This window comes from Pseudomonas sp. Irchel s3f19 (assembly GCF_900187555.1).
Lineage (GTDB): Bacteria > Pseudomonadota > Gammaproteobacteria > Pseudomonadales > Pseudomonadaceae > Aquipseudomonas > Aquipseudomonas capeferrum.
In genome coordinates this window covers 81511-98248 of the sequence record NZ_FYDW01000014.1, presented here as the reverse complement: position 1 = coordinate 98248, position 16738 = coordinate 81511, and the positions used below count along the sequence as shown (strand labels likewise).

The following is a 16738-nucleotide window of genomic DNA, read 5'->3' as shown; positions in this document are numbered from 1 at the left end:
TCTCAGTCTTCTTTCGGCGCCTCAAGCACCAGGTCCAGTTCTTTGGCGAGCTGCTTGCGGGTCTGCTCATTGCTCAACAGGTGTTGCAGTTGCTTGCGGAATGTCGGCACGTTGCCCAGCGGGCCCTTCAGGGCGACCAGCGCCTCGCGCAGCTCCAACAGTTTGTTCAGTTCGGGTACCTGTCGAGCGATCTGGTCCGGCCCGAAGTCATGGATGGACTTGAACTGCAGGCTGACCGCCAGCTCGGCGTCGGGGGCGGTGCTGAGCAGGGAGGGCACTGACATGTCCAAGCGCACATCGGCGTCGCTCAGGACGTTGTTGAAGCTGTGTTTATCAATGCGCATGACCGCGCGGTCTTCTAGCGCCCGGCTGTCATCCAAGCCGAAATCGCCCAGGACGAGCATCTTGTGGGGCAGCTCTACTTCGGCCTGTTCGTCACCGGTGGCAGGAACATACTTGATGTTTATGCGCTCTTTAGGCGCTACGGAACCTGTGTTTTTTGACATCGAAACTCAACTCCTTGATTGTTTTTTTATGGGTCCATGCAAGGCAATGTTTATCATGTGTTTAATGTTATTAGTTGTTGTGTAGGAGGCTTCCTACATATTGTTATTTTTCGCGGCGGTTGATGCGCTCTTTATAAAAACATGCATGCAGGTGTGTCTTTTGGTCGAGTGAGAAAGTGTAAGAAAATATTTGTTTGTGTGCGGTTGGTACTGTGTACTAGGCTCGTGATCACTTCGATTTAGTTGGTGGTGTGCGTGTGTGCGCTTGCGAAGTTTTTACATTTAACAAGTGGCCGTGGTCATAAGAATATTTGCAGAGAGTGGAGGGGAATGAATATGCGCTGTGCCTATGGCGCCGGTCTTTCGTTGGTGTTTTTCCTGCAGCCGGTGCTGGCAAGCCCTATTCAGGACTGCCCCGCGATCGTGTCTAACATCGAGCGGTTGGCCTGTTTCGACCAGGCGGCCGGCACACCTGCGCACAAGGCGAAAAAACAGTGGTCAGCACCGGAGCTGGAGGCAACCAGCGTGTTACGGGTGATGGCAAATGAGGCCACACGTACGGCAGATGACCTGACGTTTCGCATTGGCAGCCAAAGCGAGGGCAGTGAACGCGCACCTGAATGGGTCATTTCGGCCCCCGCCATTGCCTCAGGCGATGACCCTTCCTATCTGGCCATCAGTTGCATACAGAACATCTCCCGCCTGCAGTTGATTGCCAGGCAGCCCATCGGCGCCAGCTGGGTGACTGTGCGCCTGAAGGGGGAAGGCGGGTCTACGAATGCGACGCCCTGGCAGGTGATGGAGAACGGGCAAGTGCTCGACGCGGGGCGAGGTTTGCCGGCGATCGAGCAGATCAAGCAGCTGATAGGGGCGCAGCGCATCGAAGTTGTGAGTGATCACAACGAAGTCGATGGGCTGATTTTTGATGCGCAAGGTCTGGACCCTTTGATCCGCCAGGTGCGAAGCACATGCCGGTGGTAGCGCAAGTGCCTGCGCAGCACATCACTGGGTTGCTTGCACCGATTGATCCGGCGGTCCCTGCTGGGCTGTTCGATGTGGAGGACGAAACCTACCAGGCCATTGACCAGGAGATGGTCAAGCTGGGCGGGCTGCAGGAAGCTTCGATCGACTGGGTTTACATTGAAGAGGCGTCCCGGCTTTACCTGAGCCAGCAATGCAAGCACCTGCGCATCGTCTCTCACCTCAGTGTTGCGTGGTTGCGCAGTGGCTGCTGGGAGCGCTGGGGCTACACGTTGGCGTTGTTGGCCGGCATGGTCGAACACTACTGGGAACCCGCTCATCCAAAGCCCGGCCCTAAAGGTTTCCTGGGCAAACGCAAGCTGGCGGCCTTGATGCTCAACCGCTTGATCGAAGCGTTGCCGCGCCTTGACCGCTTCACCTATACGCCGGCGCTTGCGGCGGCGGCGCAGCAAGCGTTGACGTGCCTGCAACAGCAGCAGGGCATCGCCCAACTGGACGCGGGCCTGCTGGGCGAACTGCAGCGCTTGCTTAGTAAACACACGGCGGTTGCCGACGGCGTCGGCGAGCCTGCTGCACCCAAGGCGCCTGCGGCAAGCATTGATGTTGCGCCGCTGGCCGAGGTCATCGCCACACCCATGCCACGTGTATCAATGGGCAACGAGCGAGAGACACGGCGGTCCGTGTTGACCATGGCCGAGCTCATCAATCAACAGGACCCGTACGACCCGACCGGCTATCAGTTACGTCGTTTTGGCTTGTGGGCGCACCTCCAGGCAGCACCCCAAGCCAGGCAGGGCGGCAACCGTACGGAACTGATGGCGGTTCCGTTGGATATAGCAGGGGCCTACGAAGACGCTATCGCCGGCACGGTGATTGACCCGGGGTTGCTGCAGCGGATCGAAAAGAGTGTGGCGGCATGCCCCTTCTGGATTCGCGGCAGTTTTCTGGCCGCGACTACCGCTTCGCGGCTGGCGATGGGCGAGGTCGCTGAGGCGATCCGCGCGACCACCGCGCGGTTCGTACAGCGTATGCCCGCCCTGCAGCAGTTGGGCTTCAGCGACGGCAGGGTATTTGTCGATGACCAATGCCTGGCTTGGCTCAAGGGCGGTCAGGGGCAGGGCGAGCAGGGTGCCCCCACTCATGAGTTCAGCGGCTTGCGCGAGGAGTTGGTCAGCCAACTGGAAAGCGGCGGCGTAGAGCCGGTTCTGCTCCGCTTGCAAGCGCTGCAGGCAGATTTTCGTGCCCCTCGTGATCGCTGCCATACCACCGTGATTGCTGCTGACTTGCTGGCGGCGCGGGGCGTGTCCTGGCTGGCCCAGGACCTGTGCGCCGGTGTGGCCCGCACGATGCAGCAAACCACCGCCGACGCCTGGGAGCCTGAGGTGTTCCAGCGGCTCCAGCAGTACGCCACAGCCCCAGCGTTGGCCAACCAGAACAAGGACCAGGAGCCCTCATGAATCAACTATGGAAGCAACTCAAACGCTGGGGCTTGCCGGTGGCTACGCGCATTGGCCTGGCACTGCCGCTGCTGTTGGCTATTGGCGCTGCGCTGATGTTGGTTGCCATCTGGTGGCTTGGCCCGCACTGGACATGGCGTGAACAACAGCCACTGGCGAGCGTGGCCCATCGCAGTCTGGCGAGCCTGGTGCTCGTGCTGGTGCCCTTGGTGTGCTGGCTGGTCATACTGCGTGCGCGCTTTCGCCGCCTGCAAGCTGAGCAGGCTCTGGCAACGGCTGCCGAGTCGGACCCTGCGCTGCCCTTCGTCCACGCCCAAGAGAAGGCGTTGAACCAGGGCCTTGCGCGGTATCTGGACAATGCAGGCGGTCGACGGGCTTTGTATCGGTTGCCGTGGTATCTGGTACTGGGTGATGAGCATGCCGGCAAGAGCAGCTTCATCGATTGCACCGATCAGAGTTTTTCCCTGACGCGTATCGACAAGGCCCAGGCACGCGGCCGGCAGGCCGAAACGCTTGCTTACCCGGTGGGGTGGTGGATCAGCAATGATGCAGTGATCATCGACCCACCCGGCGCCTTCATCAGTCAGGGCGCGCTGGCAAGCTCGCCGAACAGTGAGCCCGCGGTATCTGAAGGCACCCAGGGCAAGTTGTGGAGCCATCTGTTGGGCTGGTTGCTGCGCAATAGAAGCCAGAGAGCGCTCAATGGCTTGTTGCTGGTTGTCGACCTGCCCGGGCTGTTGCATGGGTCACCTGAGCAACGCACGGCATTGGCCCATGTGTTGCGCACACGCTTGCACGAGGTAAGCAGTCAGCTGGGTTCGCGCTTGCCACTGTATGTGGTGCTCAGCAAATTCGATCTGCTCGATGGTTTTGATCCTTTCTACAGCAAGCTCTCAGCGGCCAGCCGCGCAAACATGCTGGGGTTCACGTTCAAGCTGGATGCGGTCGAAGCGTTCGACGCCTGGCTGGACGAATACGCTGAACACTACGATCGCTTGATTTGCCAGCTGTTCGAGCAGGTCGTGGACCGTATCGATTCAGTGGGCAGTGCACCCCTGCGCGCACGGCTGTTTTCCTTGCATGCGCAGTTGATCGGGCTGCGGCCGATACTGCTAGGGTTTCTACGCGAGGCCTTGGCGAGTGACCGTTTCACCACCCCGGCCTTGGTCCGTGGTGTGTATTGGTCATCCGTCACGCAGCAAGGCGAAATGCGTAACGCTTTCATCCGAGAAGCGGCTCAGCCCTATAAAACGAAGCTTCCCTTGCGTGAAGGTAAGGCGCCAGGCAAGGCGCTGGTCTACTTCGTCCAACGGGCTTTTGCGCGGGTGATCTACCAGGAGGCCGGCCTTGCCGGGGACAATGTCAAGGTGGCTCGCAGCAAGCGCCAATTGCTGTGGGTGGGGTCTGGCGTAGGCCTGCTTGCGTTCTGCATCGCCATTGCCAGTTGGCAACGCTACTTCGATATCAATGGCACCAAGGCCGCCGGGGTGCTTGCCAAGAGCCGGGAGTACAGCCATCACGAAGTGGATCAGCGCCTGGACCCGACCGGCCGCAATTTGCTGGAGCCACTGGACCAGATCCGTGATGCAGTATCGGTGTTTGGCGATTACCGTGCTGCGTGGCCTGGTGTGGCGGATTTGGGCCTGTATCAGGGCCGCGCCATCGGGCCCCGGGTGGACGAAGCCTACCTGAGCTTGCTCTCCAAGCGCTTCTTGCCGGCCTTGGCCAGCGGAGTGATCGATGCCATGAACGCGGCGCCCCCCGGCAGTGAGCAGCAAATGGCGGCGCTCAGGGTTTACCGTATGCTCGAAGACCGCAAGAGCCGCCGGCCTGAATGGGTCGAGGAGTGGATGGCACGGCAGTGGCAACAGGCGTTTCCAGGCCAGGGGCAGCTGCAGCGCGACCTCATGCAGCACCTAGAATATGCCTTGGCGTATGCCGATGCAGATCTGCCGCAGTTCCGCCAGCGGGTCAGTGAAGTGCAGCAGGCATTGCGCAAGGTGCCATTGCCACAGCGGGTGTATGCGGGCCTCAAGCAACAGGCCCAGGAGCAGCTACACACCGGCTTGGACCTGCGTCACCAGGTGGGCCCGGCGTTCGATGTGGTTTACCAACCGTCTGCTGGGGCCGGACGGGAGGATAACCTTCTGCTGGCCCCCATGCTGACCGCCAAAGGCTACACGGCGTATTTTGAACCGCGCAGCCAGCGGTTCGCCGAGATGGCGATGATCGACCAGTGGGCCCTCGGCGAACGCGCTCAACTTGACTATTCGGACGCCGACCGGGAGGCGCTGAGCGAACGCTTGCGCAATCTGTACAGCACCGACTACATCGATAGCTGGCGGCGTGCCCTGAATGCGTTTGCGGTGGCTGACTTTCGCGACCTGGATCATGCTGTCGTGATCCTGCAACAGCTGACGGGGCCTGCGGCGCCGCTGCAGCGGCTGCTGGATACCGTGCGCGAAAACACGTCGCTGTCCTCGGCAGCAGGCATTGAAGCGCCGAGTGAGGCTGCTGCGCTGCAGCCTGCAAGTCGCCCACCCGCGCAACAACAGACGTTAGCGATTCAGCGGGCATTCGCGGGCCTCAGTGCCATGTTGCAGTCAACAGGCGATAAACCGAGTTACTACGATGAAACGCTCGCCGCCATTGCCGCCGTCCACGACTATGCCAAGGCGGTGCAGGACAGCCCCGACCGAGGTAAGGCAGCCCTGCAAGCGGTGCATCAGCGCTTCTCGATGACGGGGCACGACCCGATCGGTACCTTGCAGCGTGTTGCGACGGGGTTGCCGGAACCCCTCAACTTCCAGGTAAGAAAAGTCGCGGATCAAACCGCGCGGGTGTTGAACGTGGAAGCGTTGCGTGAACTGGAGCGACGCTGGGACGTTGAAGTGTACAGCTTCTTCCAGCAACGCCTGGCGGGGCGCTACCCCTTCGTGGTGAAAGCGCCCGATGCCTCTCTGGAAGACTTCGAGGCGTTCTTTGGGCCGAAGGGTCGCCTTCAACAGTTCAATGATCAGTACCTGAAGGTGTTCCTGAACGACAACCTCGAAGCCCTGCAGTCAGGTCAGGGGCAGTCCTTGATCCGCAGCGACGTGATCGAACAGTTGGCGCTGGCAGACCGCATCCGCGAGACCTTCTTCGACCAGCGCGGCAACCTGAGTGTGCAATTCAGCATCGAGCCGTTGGGGCTCAGCGCCAATCAGCGTACCAGTCTGCTGGACCTGGATGGCCAGTTGATTGCTTACACCCATGGTCCAAGCCAGATCAGCGGGGTTGTCTGGCCCAATACCCTGGGGCGCAAAGTGCGCAGCAACCTTACGTTGCTCCGGCAGAACGGCAATAGCAGCAGCCTGGAGTACCGCGGGCCTTGGTCGATGTTCCGCTTGCTTAGCCGCGGCTCGCTCAATGGGCGCACCGCAACCAGCGTGGACCTGAGCTTCAGGACCGGAGACGGCGTGATGCGCTATCGGCTGAATGCTGAAAAAGCCTTCAACCCGATTACCCAACAGCCTTTCAAAGGCTTCCGCTTGCCGCGTGGCTTGTTGCAGCTGCCACCCAAGGTTGCACTGGCCGGGCAAGCGGACGGTACGTAAGAGGACGTTACCTGGACCGCGTCAACAGCCCATCCAGCACCACCTCGCAGGCCGCGCCCCAGCTGGCACTCACTGGCTGATGCATCAGTACCGCCAGCCCATCGGCGGTAAAGGTGCCTGGCGTGGCAATCGCCTGCCCCAACGCCTTCAGCGTGTGCTCGGGCTGACGCTGGGCACTGGTCACACAGTCGTGCAGGTTGCCCAGCACCAGAGCACGCGCTTCGGCAGCCGGCAGACCCTTGTCGGTCAGCCATTGCTGCAAATCGTGCAACAGGAAGTAGAACCAGCCGTTCATGCACGCGGCAACCGTGGCCAGCTCGAACGCGGCTTCATCCTGCAGCACCACCAGGTTGCCCAGCGCGCCCAGGCCCTGCTCGGTAGGCACGTCCGGCGGGCAGACCACCACGGTGGCCTGGTTGTGTTGCGCCGCGTAAGACAGCATCACGCGCACGCAGTGGGCCGCAGGGAAGGCCGCTTGCAACTGTGCCAGGCCCACACCCGCCGCCAACGACAGCAAGCGTTGCCCGGGGCGCAGGCGCACCTCGCTGGCGAGTTGTGCCAGCGCTGCCGGGCGCACGCCCAGCATCACCAGCTCGGCCTGATCGACCACCGCCTGGTTGCTCGGCAGTACCTGGCAACCTTGCGTGTGGGCCAGCGCTTCGGCGCGCTGGGCGTTGCGTGGCGACAGCAGGATCGCGCCGTCGAAACCACTGCTGCGCAGGCCCATCACCACTTTTTCGGTCAGCTCGCCGACCCCGAGAATACCCAGACTATGCATGATGCCTCCTTGTCAGCTTTCCAGGCCGGCACGGCGCTGGCCCCAGTGCAGGTTCAGGTTCACGCCCATGCTCAGCAGCGGCTCCGGTGGGTTGCGGTTAGGCCCCGCCGAGCTCAGCAGGAAGTCGATCAGTTCGTCGCGTTCACCGCTCAGCCAATCGGCCAGCAAGGTACCGGTAGCGGTGCCCCGGGTAATCCCCAGGCCGTTGCAGCACAGCGCGGCATGGACATTGGGTGCCAGTGTGCCGAAGTGCGACAGGTGGTTGCGCGACAGGCACATCGCGCCGCCCCAGGTGAACTCGAACGGCGTACCCAAGAGCATCGGGAAGCGCCGTTCGAACGACGCCCGGTGCTGCCGAACGGCTCGCTGCAAGTGGCGCTGATTGGCACGGCCGTCGGCGTTGAAGCTGAAGCTGTTGCGCACCAGCAGGCGCTGGTCCGGGGTGCGCCGCAGGGTGCTGCCGAACGGGTCGGCGGGGATGATGCCCCAGCTTGCCTTGCCGCCCAGGCGTGCCTGTTCGTCTTCGCTCAGGGGGCGGGTCATGCTGGCGTAGGTGAAGATCGGCAGCAGCCGGCCCGGCAAAAAGCCGAAGTATGAGGCGAAGGCGTTGTTGGTCAGCAGCAATTGGTCGGCAACGATTTCGCCGTGGGCGTGCTTGAGGGTGATGCGCGAGCCCTGTTCAAGGCGGGTGATGGTGGTGTGTTCGTACAGTGTCACGTTGCCGGGCAGGCTTTGCGCCAGGCCTTTGGCCAGGGCGGCCGGCTGCAGCAACTGGGTACCGGGCGTGTACAGCGCCTTGCGGTAGAACGACGTGCCGAGGTGTGCCGGCAGGTCATGGGCATCGATCATCTGGTAGGGCTGGCCGAGTTTTTCCAGGCCGCTGCGGTAGGCTTCCAGCACGGCCAAGCCCTTGTCTTCGACGGCGGCCTGGTACTTGCCGTCCGGGCGTAACTGGCAGTCGATGCCGTGTTGGCCGATCAGCTTGTGCAGTATCGACTGCGCGCGCAGGTTCAACTTGAGGTTCATTCGCGCAGTGGCCAGCTCACCGATGTAGTCAGGCGCACCGATGTCGTGGGGCAGGTCGATGGCAAAGCCCGAATTGCGCCCCGAGGCGCCGAAGCCGACTTCCTGGGCTTCCACCAGGATGATCTCGTCGTCGGGGTGATGCAGCGCCATTTGCCGTGCTGCCGCAAGGCCGGTGAAGCCGGCACCGAGCACCACCCAGCGCGCTTCGCTCCGCCCCCGATGCGCGGCGCAGGGCTGGCGCCGGGGGCTGAGGTGGAACCAGCCGCAACCGTTGTCGTCCGCAGGGGTAGAGGTGTTTCTGTACATGGGGTTTATCCGTGTTGTTTTCCTCACTGTCGCACGACGCACGCGGCGGGCATATAACGGGAGTGACGGGTCGTGGGAGGTTTTGAATTGACCTTTGCGAGTTGCTCGTGATTTGCTCGGTTGGCCGGTGATTGGCCCATGCAACGGCCCCCAGCAGCCAACGATCATTCAAAGGAAACTGAAGGTCTGCCATGTCCGAATACAAACTTCACTGCTTCGCAGAATCCGGTAATGCCTACAAAGTCGCCCTCATGCTCGAACTCACCGGCCAGGCCTGGCAGCCGGTGTTCGTCGACTTCTTCAACGGCCAGACCCGCGAGCAATCCTGGCGCGATGACGTGAACGAGCAGGGCGAGGTGCCGGTGTTGGAGCACGCTGGCAAGTCGCTCACCCAATCCGCGCTGATCCTCGAATACCTGGCCGAACAGACCGGCCAGTTTGGCCCGCGCGATGAGGACGAGAAACGTGAAATCTGGCGCTGGATGCTGTTCGACAACCACAAGTTCACCAGCTACTACGCGGCGCTGCGGTTCATCTACTGCCTGAAAAAGATGGGCGAAACGGAGGTGACCAAGTTCTTGCGTGACCGCGCCACGGCGGCCTATCGCATCGTCGATGCGCACTTGGCCAAAACCCCCTTCATGGTCGGCGGGCGGTTGACCATCGCCGACCTATCGCTGGCGGGGTATGTGTTCATGCCTGAAGACACCGGTATCGCGCTGGCCGAATTCACCCATATCGAGGCCTGGAAAGCGCGTATCAAGGGCACACCCGGTTGGAAGCACCCGTACGACCTGATGCCGCGCACAGCGACCGTTTAGGCGCCATTCGGATGACTGGTCGGCGACAAGCCGGGCGGCATGACTACGCTCAGGACGTAAGAAACATTTTGCAATAACTGGCCAGCTGGCCCTGAAGGACCTCGTTCACTCGCTGCAGATGGAAGGCCGCACTGGTTGCAGGTCGCCCCACGGGGTGCCGGAACTCATGGGGTGCCCTGTGCAACCCCGTGCTACTCCAAGCGGAGGCACATCATGCTCAAGAAATACTTGTTGGCTTTGGCGATCGGCGCGGTTTTGTCAGCGTCGGCAGTTTTGGTGCCTGACTCCATGGGCGGTGCGTCCAGTGCGTATGCGAAGGATGGCGGCGGTGGAGGTGGCGGTCATGGTGGCGGTGGTGGTGGCCATGGCGGCGGAGGTGGAGGTGGAGGCCACGGCGGTGGCGGTGGTCACGGTGGTGGCGGCGGCAGTGGCGGCGGTGGCGGTGGCCATGGCGGCAGTGGCAGCGGACACAGTGGCGACGGCGGCGGACATGCCAGCTCAGGTCGGGGTGACAGCGGACGTAACGGGGCCGATGATGGTGCCAACCATGAGGCCAACCACAATGTGGGAGAGGCCCACGGTGTAGGGCACGGCGCGGACGACGGTCCCGATCATGATGTCGGAGACGATCATGGAGGTGACCGCACGTAGATTTTGAGTTGCCAGTACTGGCCTCTTCGCGGGTACTGGCAACGCACCTCTCAGATCGACAGCCGCACCACCCGGTTATCCAGCGCCTGCTGCGCCTGGTCACGCCGCTTGTTCACCATCAATTCCCCAATCGCAATCAGCCGGGTTCGTGTGATGTTGCGCGACAACCCCCTCTAACTATGTGGCACCGCCTTGCTCGCCACATTCCCCGCATACTCCGGTTTCAGATGCCCCTGCTCATCCAGCAGGTAGGCATCCATCACCTCACGCACCACAGGCCCCGCCACGCGCCCGCCCGCTTCACCATTCTCGATCATCACCGCCACCACCACACTCGGGTGATCAGCCGGTGCAAAGCCGACGAACAGGGCGTTGTCGCGGTGCCGCTCCAGGGTCTTGTTGCGGTTGTAGCGCTCGCCCTGCTTGATCGCCACCACCTGCGCCGTGCCGCTCTTGCCGGCGATGCGGTACTGGGCGCCGGCTGCCGAAGCGCGGGCGATGCCGCGTGGGTCGTGCATGACCATCTGCATGCCCTGGCTGACCTGGTCCCAGGCGTGCTTGTCGTGCAGCACGATGTCGGGCATGGGGTTGGGGTCGACCGGCGTCTCGCCGCCCACGGTCATGGCCAGGTGCGGGCGGTGCCACACGCCCTTGCTCGCCAGCAGGCTGGTGGCCTGGGCCAACTGCAGCGGGGTGACCTGCATGTAGCCCTGGCCGATACCCAAAATCAACGTCTCGCCGGGGAACCAGGCCTGGCGCCGTGTGGCACGCTTCCACTCGGCGGACGGCATCAGCCCGGACGCTTCTTCGAACATGTCCAGCGACACCTTCTGCCCCAGGCCGAACTCGGCCATGTAATCGTGCAGGCGCTCGATCCCCAGCTTGTGCGCCAGGTCATAGAAGTAGGTGTCGTTGGACCGCATGATCGCGGTGTACATGTCCACCCAGCCGTCGCCGCTGCGGTTCCAGTTGCGGTACTTGTGCGCGTAGTTGGGCAGTTCGTAGTAGCCCGGGTCGAACACCCGGCTGCCAGGTGTGATCACGCCGCTGTCGAGGCCGGCGATGGCCACTTCCGGTTTTACCGTCGAACCCGGCGCATACAGGCCGCGCAATACGCGGTTGAACAGCGGGCGGTCGATCGAGTCGCGCAGGGCGGCGTACTGCTTGAAGCTGATGCCCTTGACGAACAGGTTGGGGTCGAAGCTTGGGTTGCTGACCATCGCCAGCACGTCGCCGTTGGCCGGGTCCAGTACCACTACCGAGCCGCGTCGATCGCCCAGGGCTTTTTCGGCGGCCAGTTGCAGGTGGGCATCCAGGCTCAGGGTGATGTCCTTGCCGGGGGTCGGTGCCTTGTGGTTGAGCACACGCATGACCCGGCCCTGGGCGTTGGTCTCGACTTCTTCGTAGCCCACCTGGCCGTGCAGCTGGCTTTCGTAAAAGTGCTCGATGCCGGTCTTGCCGATCGACTGGGTGCCCCGGTACTCGGTGCTGTCGAGGGTCTTGGCTTCTCTTTCGTTGATGCGCCCGACATACCCCACCGAATGGGCGAAATGCTCGGCCAGGGGGTATTCGCGAATGAACTGCGGCTCTACATCAAGGCCTGGCAGGCGGAACTGGTTGACCGCAATCAGGGCGATCTGTTCTTCGTTCAAGCCGACCAGCAGGGTGACCGGCTCGAACGGTTTGCGGCCGCGGCGCAGGTCCTTGTCAAACTGTTTACGGTCATCCTCGGTCAGGCTCAGGACCTGCGCCAGGGTATCGAGCACTTTGGCCGAATCGCCTGCCCGTTCACGGGTCATGGTCAGGTCGAAACTGGGTTTGTTGTCTGCCAGCACCACGCCGTTGCGGTCGTAGATCAGGCCGCGCTCGGGGGCGATGGGCAGCACGTGCACGCGGTTGTTTTCCGACACGGCGCTTTGCTGGTCATGCTGCACGACCTGAAGCACATAGAGGCGGCCCACCAGGACGGCGACCAGGCTGAAGACCAGGGCAGCGCAGGCCAGTAGCCGGCGATTGACCAGGTGCTTTTCCTTTTCGTGGTCCTTGAGGGGGATGGGTTGGGGCATGGGGAACTCTGAGGGGTAGCGGTGTGGCCGGGCAGCGGCCCCAGGGCCGGCGATGCTACGCAACGCGTCCTTTTCCCTCAAGGCAGGCAGGCGTTGGCGGGGGCTGGCGATCGGCCGTTGGCCCCCGTGATCAGGGTGCTTACGGGCAACATGAAGATTTGTTCATGGCTGCGCTCGTTGGCGTGATGAATGGCTCGCAGAAAGGTACTTTGTGGATCCATAAAAACAGGTGTGCGGTAAACGAACGGAAAAACTAAAAATTGCTAAATTCATAAGTAATTGAAAATACTGGTAAAAATAATAGATATTTTTGGGTGACTGCCAATTTCTGTGCCGTGTGGTGGTTTAGCCAAAATTCACCATATTGTCTATGGATCCATTATCTGGTTGATTAGCGCCTGACGACGGCCAGAGCCCTCCGGCCGTGCGCGACAACAATTACAAGAAGGGTCCAGTCATGAATGGCTTATCACGGGCGTGGAACCGTCACGGTTTCTGCTGCTCGCCTTGCGTGTGCACGTCTTCTCTCTCGTCTGTGGTCAGCATCGGCCGGCAGGTGACCCCATGAACACCGACCTCAAGCAGCGCCTGGACAATGACCCGATGGGCCGATTCCAGTGCCTGGCCATTGGTATCTGCATCGTGCTGAACATGATCGATGGCTTCGATGTGCTGGTGATGGCCTTCACGGCGGCTTCGGTTTCTGCAGAGTGGGGCCTGAGCGGGGCGCAGGTGGGGCTGTTGCTCAGCGCCGGCCTGTTCGGCATGGCGGCCGGGTCGCTGTTCATCGCGCCGTGGGCCGACCGTTTCGGCCGGCGCCCGCTGATTCTGTTCTGCCTGGCGCTTTCTGGCGTTGGCATGCTGCTCTCGGCCTTGAGCCAGAGCCCGTTGCAACTGGCGCTGCTGCGCGGCCTGACCGGGCTTGGCATTGGCGGCATTCTGGCCAGCAGCAATGTGATTGCCAGCGAATATGCCAGCAAACGCTGGCGCGGCCTGGCGGTGAGCCTGCAGTCCACCGGTTATGCCTTGGGCGCCACGCTTGGCGGCTTGCTGGCGGTATGGTTGCTGGGCCATTGGGGCTGGCGCTCGGTGTTTCTGTTCGGTGGCATCGTCACCGTGCTGGTGATCCCCCTGGTGCTGTTGTGGCTGCCGGAATCGCTGGACTTCTTGTTGGCGCGTCGCCCGCGTAATGCCCTGGCGCGGGTCAACCGCCTGGCGGCCAAACTGGGGCAGCCGGCACTGTCAGCATTGCCGGCGCCACAGCTCATGGTGCCAGGCGCTGCCACCGGGTTCAGGCAGTTGCTGACACCCGACATGCGCCGCACCACCCTGGTGATCTGGTTGCTGTTCTTCCTGGTGATGTTCGGGTTCTATTTCGTCATGAGCTGGACGCCAAAACTGCTGGTTGCCGCAGGCCTGTCGGCGCAGCAGGGCATCACCGGCGGGGTGTTGCTGAGCGTTGGCGGCATCCTCGGGGCGGCGCTGATTGGTGGCTTGTCGTCGCGCTGGCCACTGAGCCGCGTGTTGTCGATGTTCATGCTGATCACCGCCGGGCTGCTGGTGCTGTTCGTGGCGAGCGGTTCATCGGTCAGCGCAGCGCTGGCGCTGGGGCTGCTGATCGGGCTGTTCTCCAACGGCTGCGTGGCGGGGCTGTATGCCCTGTCGCCGGTGGTTTATGACGCTTCAGTGCGCGCCACCGGGGTGGGCTGGGGCATCGGCATCGGCCGGATCGGCGCCATCCTGTCGCCGACCGTGGCCGGCGTGTTGCTCGATGGTGGCTGGCAACCGCTGCACCTGTACGGGGTGTTCGCCATTGTCTTCGTACTGGCCGCAGGTTGCCTGCTGTTGCTCAGGCCAGCGGCAAGGCCGGCGCAGCCCGCCATGGTCGACGCCTAGGCCTGGCCATCGATGATCGCCTCGGCGACCGTCGCGCAAAACCATTGCAGGGCGGCAGAGTTGTCGCTGTTGGGGTGCCAGTTCAGCGAGACATCGAACGCGGCCACCTGGAAGGGCAATTCGAGCATCTTCAAGCCGCCGTCCTGCATGAACAGCCTGGCGATCTGGGCTGGCAATACCGCCAGCAGGTCGGTGCCGGGGATGATCTTGGGCAGCACCGAGAAGTGCGGCACGTGCAGGCTGATGCGGCGCTGCACCTGCATGCTGTTCAGCACATCCTCGACGCTGCCGTGGCCGGTGGTGCGGGTGACGGTGATGTGGCGCTCGGCAACGAACTGCTCAAGGCTGAGGCTGTCGCCGATGCGCGGGTGGGCGCTGCTCAGCAGGCAGACGTAGCGCTCGTGCATCAGCACCTGGCTGCGGGTGCCGGGCACGGGTGGGCGGCAAATCGCAGCGTCGATCTTGCCACTGGCCAGCCAGTCGCCCACCTGGTCGACCTGCAAGGGCAGCACTTCGACCTCGGCCTGCGGTGCCTCGCGGTTCAGGCGCGCCAGAATCAGCGGCAAAAAGCCCATTTCGCCAAGGTCGGAGAGGGCGATGCGAAACCTGCGCTCGGTGCTGGCAGGGTCGAACTGGCGGGTGCTCTGCACGGCGCTTTCGATGCGCGTCAGTGCGTCGCGCAGCGTCGCGTACAGCTGGTCGGCAACGAACGTCGGCTGGATGCCGTCACGGGTGCGGCTGAACAGGGCGTCGTCGAACAGCTCGCGCAGGCGCGCCAGGCCATAGCTCACCGAAGGCTGGGTGACGAACAAACGCTCGGCAGCGAGGGTGACGCTGCGGGCTTCGTAAAGGGTGACGAAGGTGCGGATCAGGTTCAGGTCAATGTGGCTCATGGGCACTCGCGTCGTGCATGGTCATATAGATCAGTTTTATTTTTGCCAAAGATAGTATCGATTTGATCAATTTGGTAGCGGCTGCAAAAGTAACCCAAATTCTAAAAACGAGCTGCAAGGGTCTTTATGAAAACTGTTCACAGCGCCGCCTACGACATCCTCCGCCAGCATGGCCTGACCACCATCTTTGGTAACCCTGGCTCCAACGAGCTGCCGTTTCTCAAGGGCTTCCCAGAAGACTTTCGCTATGTCCTGGGCCTGCATGAAGGGGCGGTAGTGGGCATGGCCGACGGCTATGCGCTTGCCAGCGGCCAGCCGACGTTCGTCAACCTGCATGCCGCCGCCGGCACCGGCAATGGCATGGGCGCACTGACCAACGCCTGGTACTCCCACAGCCCGCTGGTGATCACCGCCGGCCAGCAGGTACGCAGCATGATCGGCGTGGAGGCCATGCTGGCCAATGTGGACGCGGCGCAGTTGCCCAAGCCGCTGGTCAAGTGGAGCCACGAACCGGCCTCGGCGCAGGATGTGCCGCGTGCCCTCAGCCAGGCGATCCATGCTGCCAGCCTGCCGCCACGCGGCCCTGTGTATGTATCGATCCCTTATGACGACTGGGCCTGCGAAGCACCGAAGGGCGTCGAGCATCTGGCCCGTCGACAGGTGGCCAGTGCCGGGCTGGCTTCGCCGGCACAGGTGCAGGGGCTGTGCGAGCGCTTGTCGGCGGCGCGCAACCCCGTGCTGGTACTGGGGCCGGATGTCGATGGTTGCGGGGCCAACGGCCTGGCGGTGCAACTGGCGGAAAAGCTGCGCATGACCGCCTGGGTGGCGCCGTCGGCCTCACGTTGCCCGTTCCCGACGCGGCATGCGTGTTTCCGTGGAGTACTGCCGGCCTCGATCGCGGGCATCAGCCGCTGCCTGGCGGAGCACGACCTCATCCTGGTGGTGGGGGCACCGGTGTTTCGCTATCACCAATATGCACCGGGCGACTACCTGCCTGCCGACTGCCAGCTGCTGCACCTGACCTGCGACCCTGGCGAGGCCGCGCGCGCTCCGATGGGTGATGCCCTGGTCGCGGATATCGCGCTGACACTTGAAGCCCTGGTGGCGGGGGTGACGCCGAGCGAGCGGCCCATGCCGGTGGCCTTGCCGCAGCCGGAGCCGGTGGCCGACGACGGCGGGCAGCTGCACCCGGAAACGGTCTTTGAGCTGATCGACCGCCTGGCCCCCGCCAACGCGATCTACGTCAAGGAGTCCACCTCCACGGTCGGTGCCTTCTGGCGGCGTATTGCAATGCGTGAGCCGGGCAGCTACTTCTTCCCGGCCGCAGGGGGCTTGGGTTTCGGCCTGCCAGCGGCGGTCGGCGTGCAGCTGGCATCCCCCGAGCGGCGCGTCATCGGCATCATCGGCGACGGCTCGGCGAACTACGGCATCACCGCGCTGTGGACGGCTGCGCAGTACAACATCCCGGTAGTGTTCATCATTCTGAAGAACGGCACTTATGGGGCGCTGCGCTGGTTCGCTGATGTGCTGAACGTGAGCGATGCGCCAGGGCTGGACGTGCCAGGCCTGGACTTTTGCGCCATCGCCCAGGGGTACGGCGTACAGGCTGTGCAGGCGCAAACCGGCGCCGAGTTCGCCCGTGCGTTCAGCGCGGCCCTGGCGGGTAACCGCCCCGTGCTGATCGAGGTACCGACCCAGACCATTGCTCCCTGAAGCATCGGGCAACCGCCGCGCGTGGCGCGAAACACAACAACAATAAAA

At 62.9% G+C, this 16738-nt stretch carries 13 protein-coding genes and 1 pseudogene; 6 read left to right on the top strand and 8 right to left on the bottom strand.

Annotation, left to right across the window (positions count from 1 at the left end; all coding sequences use genetic code 11):
* Positions 1 to 2 precede the first annotated feature (2 nt).
* Positions 3 to 506 carry a type VI secretion system contractile sheath small subunit gene (tssB, locus tag CKW22_RS23530; RefSeq protein WP_033697208.1) on the bottom strand — a complete coding sequence of 168 codons (504 nt, stop codon included), beginning with the start codon at positions 504 to 506 and terminating at the stop codon, positions 3 to 5.
* A gap of 330 nt (positions 507 to 836) precedes the next feature.
* Between tssB and vasI the strand changes: the two genes are divergently transcribed.
* From vasI to tssM, 3 genes are read left to right on the top strand one after another with little or no spacing between them, the layout of a single operon-like run.
* Positions 837 to 1487: a type VI secretion system-associated protein VasI gene (vasI, locus tag CKW22_RS23525; RefSeq protein ID WP_095065231.1), complete on the top strand. Its 651-nt coding sequence runs from the start codon at positions 837 to 839 to the stop codon at positions 1485 to 1487.
* Positions 1475 to 2944, top strand: a complete 1470-nt coding sequence (gene tssA / locus CKW22_RS23520; RefSeq protein ID WP_033697209.1) for a type VI secretion system protein TssA — start codon at positions 1475 to 1477, stop codon at positions 2942 to 2944. Before vasI ends, tssA begins: the two co-directional genes overlap by 13 nt.
* Positions 2941 to 6540 (top strand): type VI secretion system membrane subunit TssM, encoded by a 3600-nt coding sequence (gene tssM / locus CKW22_RS23515; RefSeq protein ID WP_095065229.1) that lies wholly within the window; start codon positions 2941 to 2943, stop codon positions 6538 to 6540. Before tssA ends, tssM begins: the two co-directional genes overlap by 4 nt.
* A gap of 7 nt (positions 6541 to 6547) precedes the next feature.
* Here tssM and CKW22_RS23510 read toward each other — a convergent pair whose 3' ends face one another.
* Positions 6548 to 7318, bottom strand: a complete 771-nt coding sequence (locus tag CKW22_RS23510) for an NAD(P)-binding domain-containing protein (protein ID WP_033697213.1) — start codon at positions 7316 to 7318, stop codon at positions 6548 to 6550.
* Positions 7319 to 7330: 12 nt separating this feature from the next.
* On the bottom strand, positions 7331 to 8650 hold the full coding sequence (locus tag CKW22_RS23505; RefSeq protein WP_095065227.1) for an FAD-binding oxidoreductase: 1320 nt from the start codon (positions 8648 to 8650) through the stop codon (positions 7331 to 7333).
* Between the two features lie 191 nt (positions 8651 to 8841).
* Here CKW22_RS23505 and CKW22_RS23500 point away from each other — a divergent pair, with 191 nt between their 5' ends.
* Positions 8842 to 9471 (top strand): glutathione S-transferase family protein, encoded by a 630-nt coding sequence (locus CKW22_RS23500; protein ID WP_033697216.1) that lies wholly within the window; start codon positions 8842 to 8844, stop codon positions 9469 to 9471.
* Positions 9472 to 9729: 258 nt separating this feature from the next.
* Here CKW22_RS23500 and CKW22_RS28215 read toward each other — a convergent pair whose 3' ends face one another.
* From CKW22_RS28215 to mrdA, 4 genes and pseudogenes are all read right to left on the bottom strand, one after another.
* Complete coding sequence (locus CKW22_RS28215) at positions 9730 to 9963, bottom strand: hypothetical protein (protein ID WP_033697217.1); 234 nt, start codon at positions 9961 to 9963, stop codon at positions 9730 to 9732.
* 6 nt (positions 9964 to 9969) lie between these two features.
* Complete coding sequence (locus tag CKW22_RS27995) at positions 9970 to 10104, bottom strand: hypothetical protein (protein ID WP_256577332.1); 135 nt, start codon at positions 10102 to 10104, stop codon at positions 9970 to 9972.
* Positions 10105 to 10172: 68 nt separating this feature from the next.
* Positions 10173 to 10292, bottom strand: a pseudogene (locus CKW22_RS23490) (sigma-54-dependent Fis family transcriptional regulator); the annotation flags it as partial.
* A 3-nt stretch (positions 10293 to 10295) separates the two neighbouring features.
* Positions 10296 to 12188 carry a penicillin-binding protein 2 gene (mrdA, locus tag CKW22_RS23485; RefSeq protein WP_033697218.1) on the bottom strand — a complete coding sequence of 631 codons (1893 nt, stop codon included), beginning with the start codon at positions 12186 to 12188 and terminating at the stop codon, positions 10296 to 10298.
* Positions 12189 to 12752: 564 nt separating this feature from the next.
* On the opposite strand from mrdA, the gene CKW22_RS23480 reads away from it, so the two are divergent.
* Positions 12753 to 14084, top strand: a complete 1332-nt coding sequence (locus CKW22_RS23480) for an MFS transporter (protein ID WP_095065225.1) — start codon at positions 12753 to 12755, stop codon at positions 14082 to 14084.
* Here the strand turns inward: CKW22_RS23480 and CKW22_RS23475 are convergent.
* Positions 14081 to 14977, bottom strand: coding sequence for a LysR family transcriptional regulator (locus CKW22_RS23475; protein WP_033697222.1), 897 nt, complete (start codon positions 14975 to 14977; stop codon positions 14081 to 14083). The two genes, CKW22_RS23480 and CKW22_RS23475, sit on opposite strands and share 4 nt — an antisense overlap.
* Positions 14978 to 15103: 126 nt before the next feature.
* Here CKW22_RS23475 and mdlC point away from each other — a divergent pair, with 126 nt between their 5' ends.
* Positions 15104 to 16690 (top strand): benzoylformate decarboxylase, encoded by a 1587-nt coding sequence (gene mdlC / locus CKW22_RS23470; RefSeq protein ID WP_095065223.1) that lies wholly within the window; start codon positions 15104 to 15106, stop codon positions 16688 to 16690.
* Positions 16691 to 16738: the final 48 nt, after the last annotated feature.

Excerpts from the sequence above, each read along its gene's own strand:
- CKW22_RS23505 (WP_095065227.1), bottom strand. The coding sequence starts at position 8,650 with ATGTACAGAAACACCTCTACCCCTGCGGACGACAACGGTTGCGGCTGG.
- vasI (WP_095065231.1), top strand. The coding sequence starts at position 837 with ATGAATATGCGCTGTGCCTATGGCGCCGGTCTTTCGTTGGTGTTTTTC.
- mrdA (WP_033697218.1), bottom strand. The coding sequence starts at position 12,188 with ATGCCCCAACCCATCCCCCTCAAGGACCACGAAAAGGAAAAGCACCTG.
- CKW22_RS23475 (WP_033697222.1), bottom strand. The coding sequence starts at position 14,977 with ATGAGCCACATTGACCTGAACCTGATCCGCACCTTCGTCACCCTTTAC.
- CKW22_RS28215 (WP_033697217.1), bottom strand. The coding sequence starts at position 9,963 with ATGTCCGCCGCCGTCGCCACTGTGTCCGCTGCCACTGCCGCCATGGCC.
- CKW22_RS23510 (WP_033697213.1), bottom strand. The coding sequence starts at position 7,318 with ATGCATAGTCTGGGTATTCTCGGGGTCGGCGAGCTGACCGAAAAAGTG.
- CKW22_RS23480 (WP_095065225.1), top strand. The coding sequence starts at position 12,753 with ATGAACACCGACCTCAAGCAGCGCCTGGACAATGACCCGATGGGCCGA.
- mdlC (WP_095065223.1), top strand. The coding sequence starts at position 15,104 with ATGAAAACTGTTCACAGCGCCGCCTACGACATCCTCCGCCAGCATGGC.
- CKW22_RS27995 (WP_256577332.1), bottom strand. The coding sequence starts at position 10,104 with ATGATCGTCTCCGACATCATGATCGGGACCGTCGTCCGCGCCGTGCCC.
- tssB (WP_033697208.1), bottom strand. The coding sequence starts at position 506 with ATGTCAAAAAACACAGGTTCCGTAGCGCCTAAAGAGCGCATAAACATC.
- CKW22_RS23500 (WP_033697216.1), top strand. The coding sequence starts at position 8,842 with ATGTCCGAATACAAACTTCACTGCTTCGCAGAATCCGGTAATGCCTAC.
- tssA (WP_033697209.1), top strand. The coding sequence starts at position 1,475 with ATGCCGGTGGTAGCGCAAGTGCCTGCGCAGCACATCACTGGGTTGCTT.
- tssM (WP_095065229.1), top strand. The coding sequence starts at position 2,941 with ATGAATCAACTATGGAAGCAACTCAAACGCTGGGGCTTGCCGGTGGCT.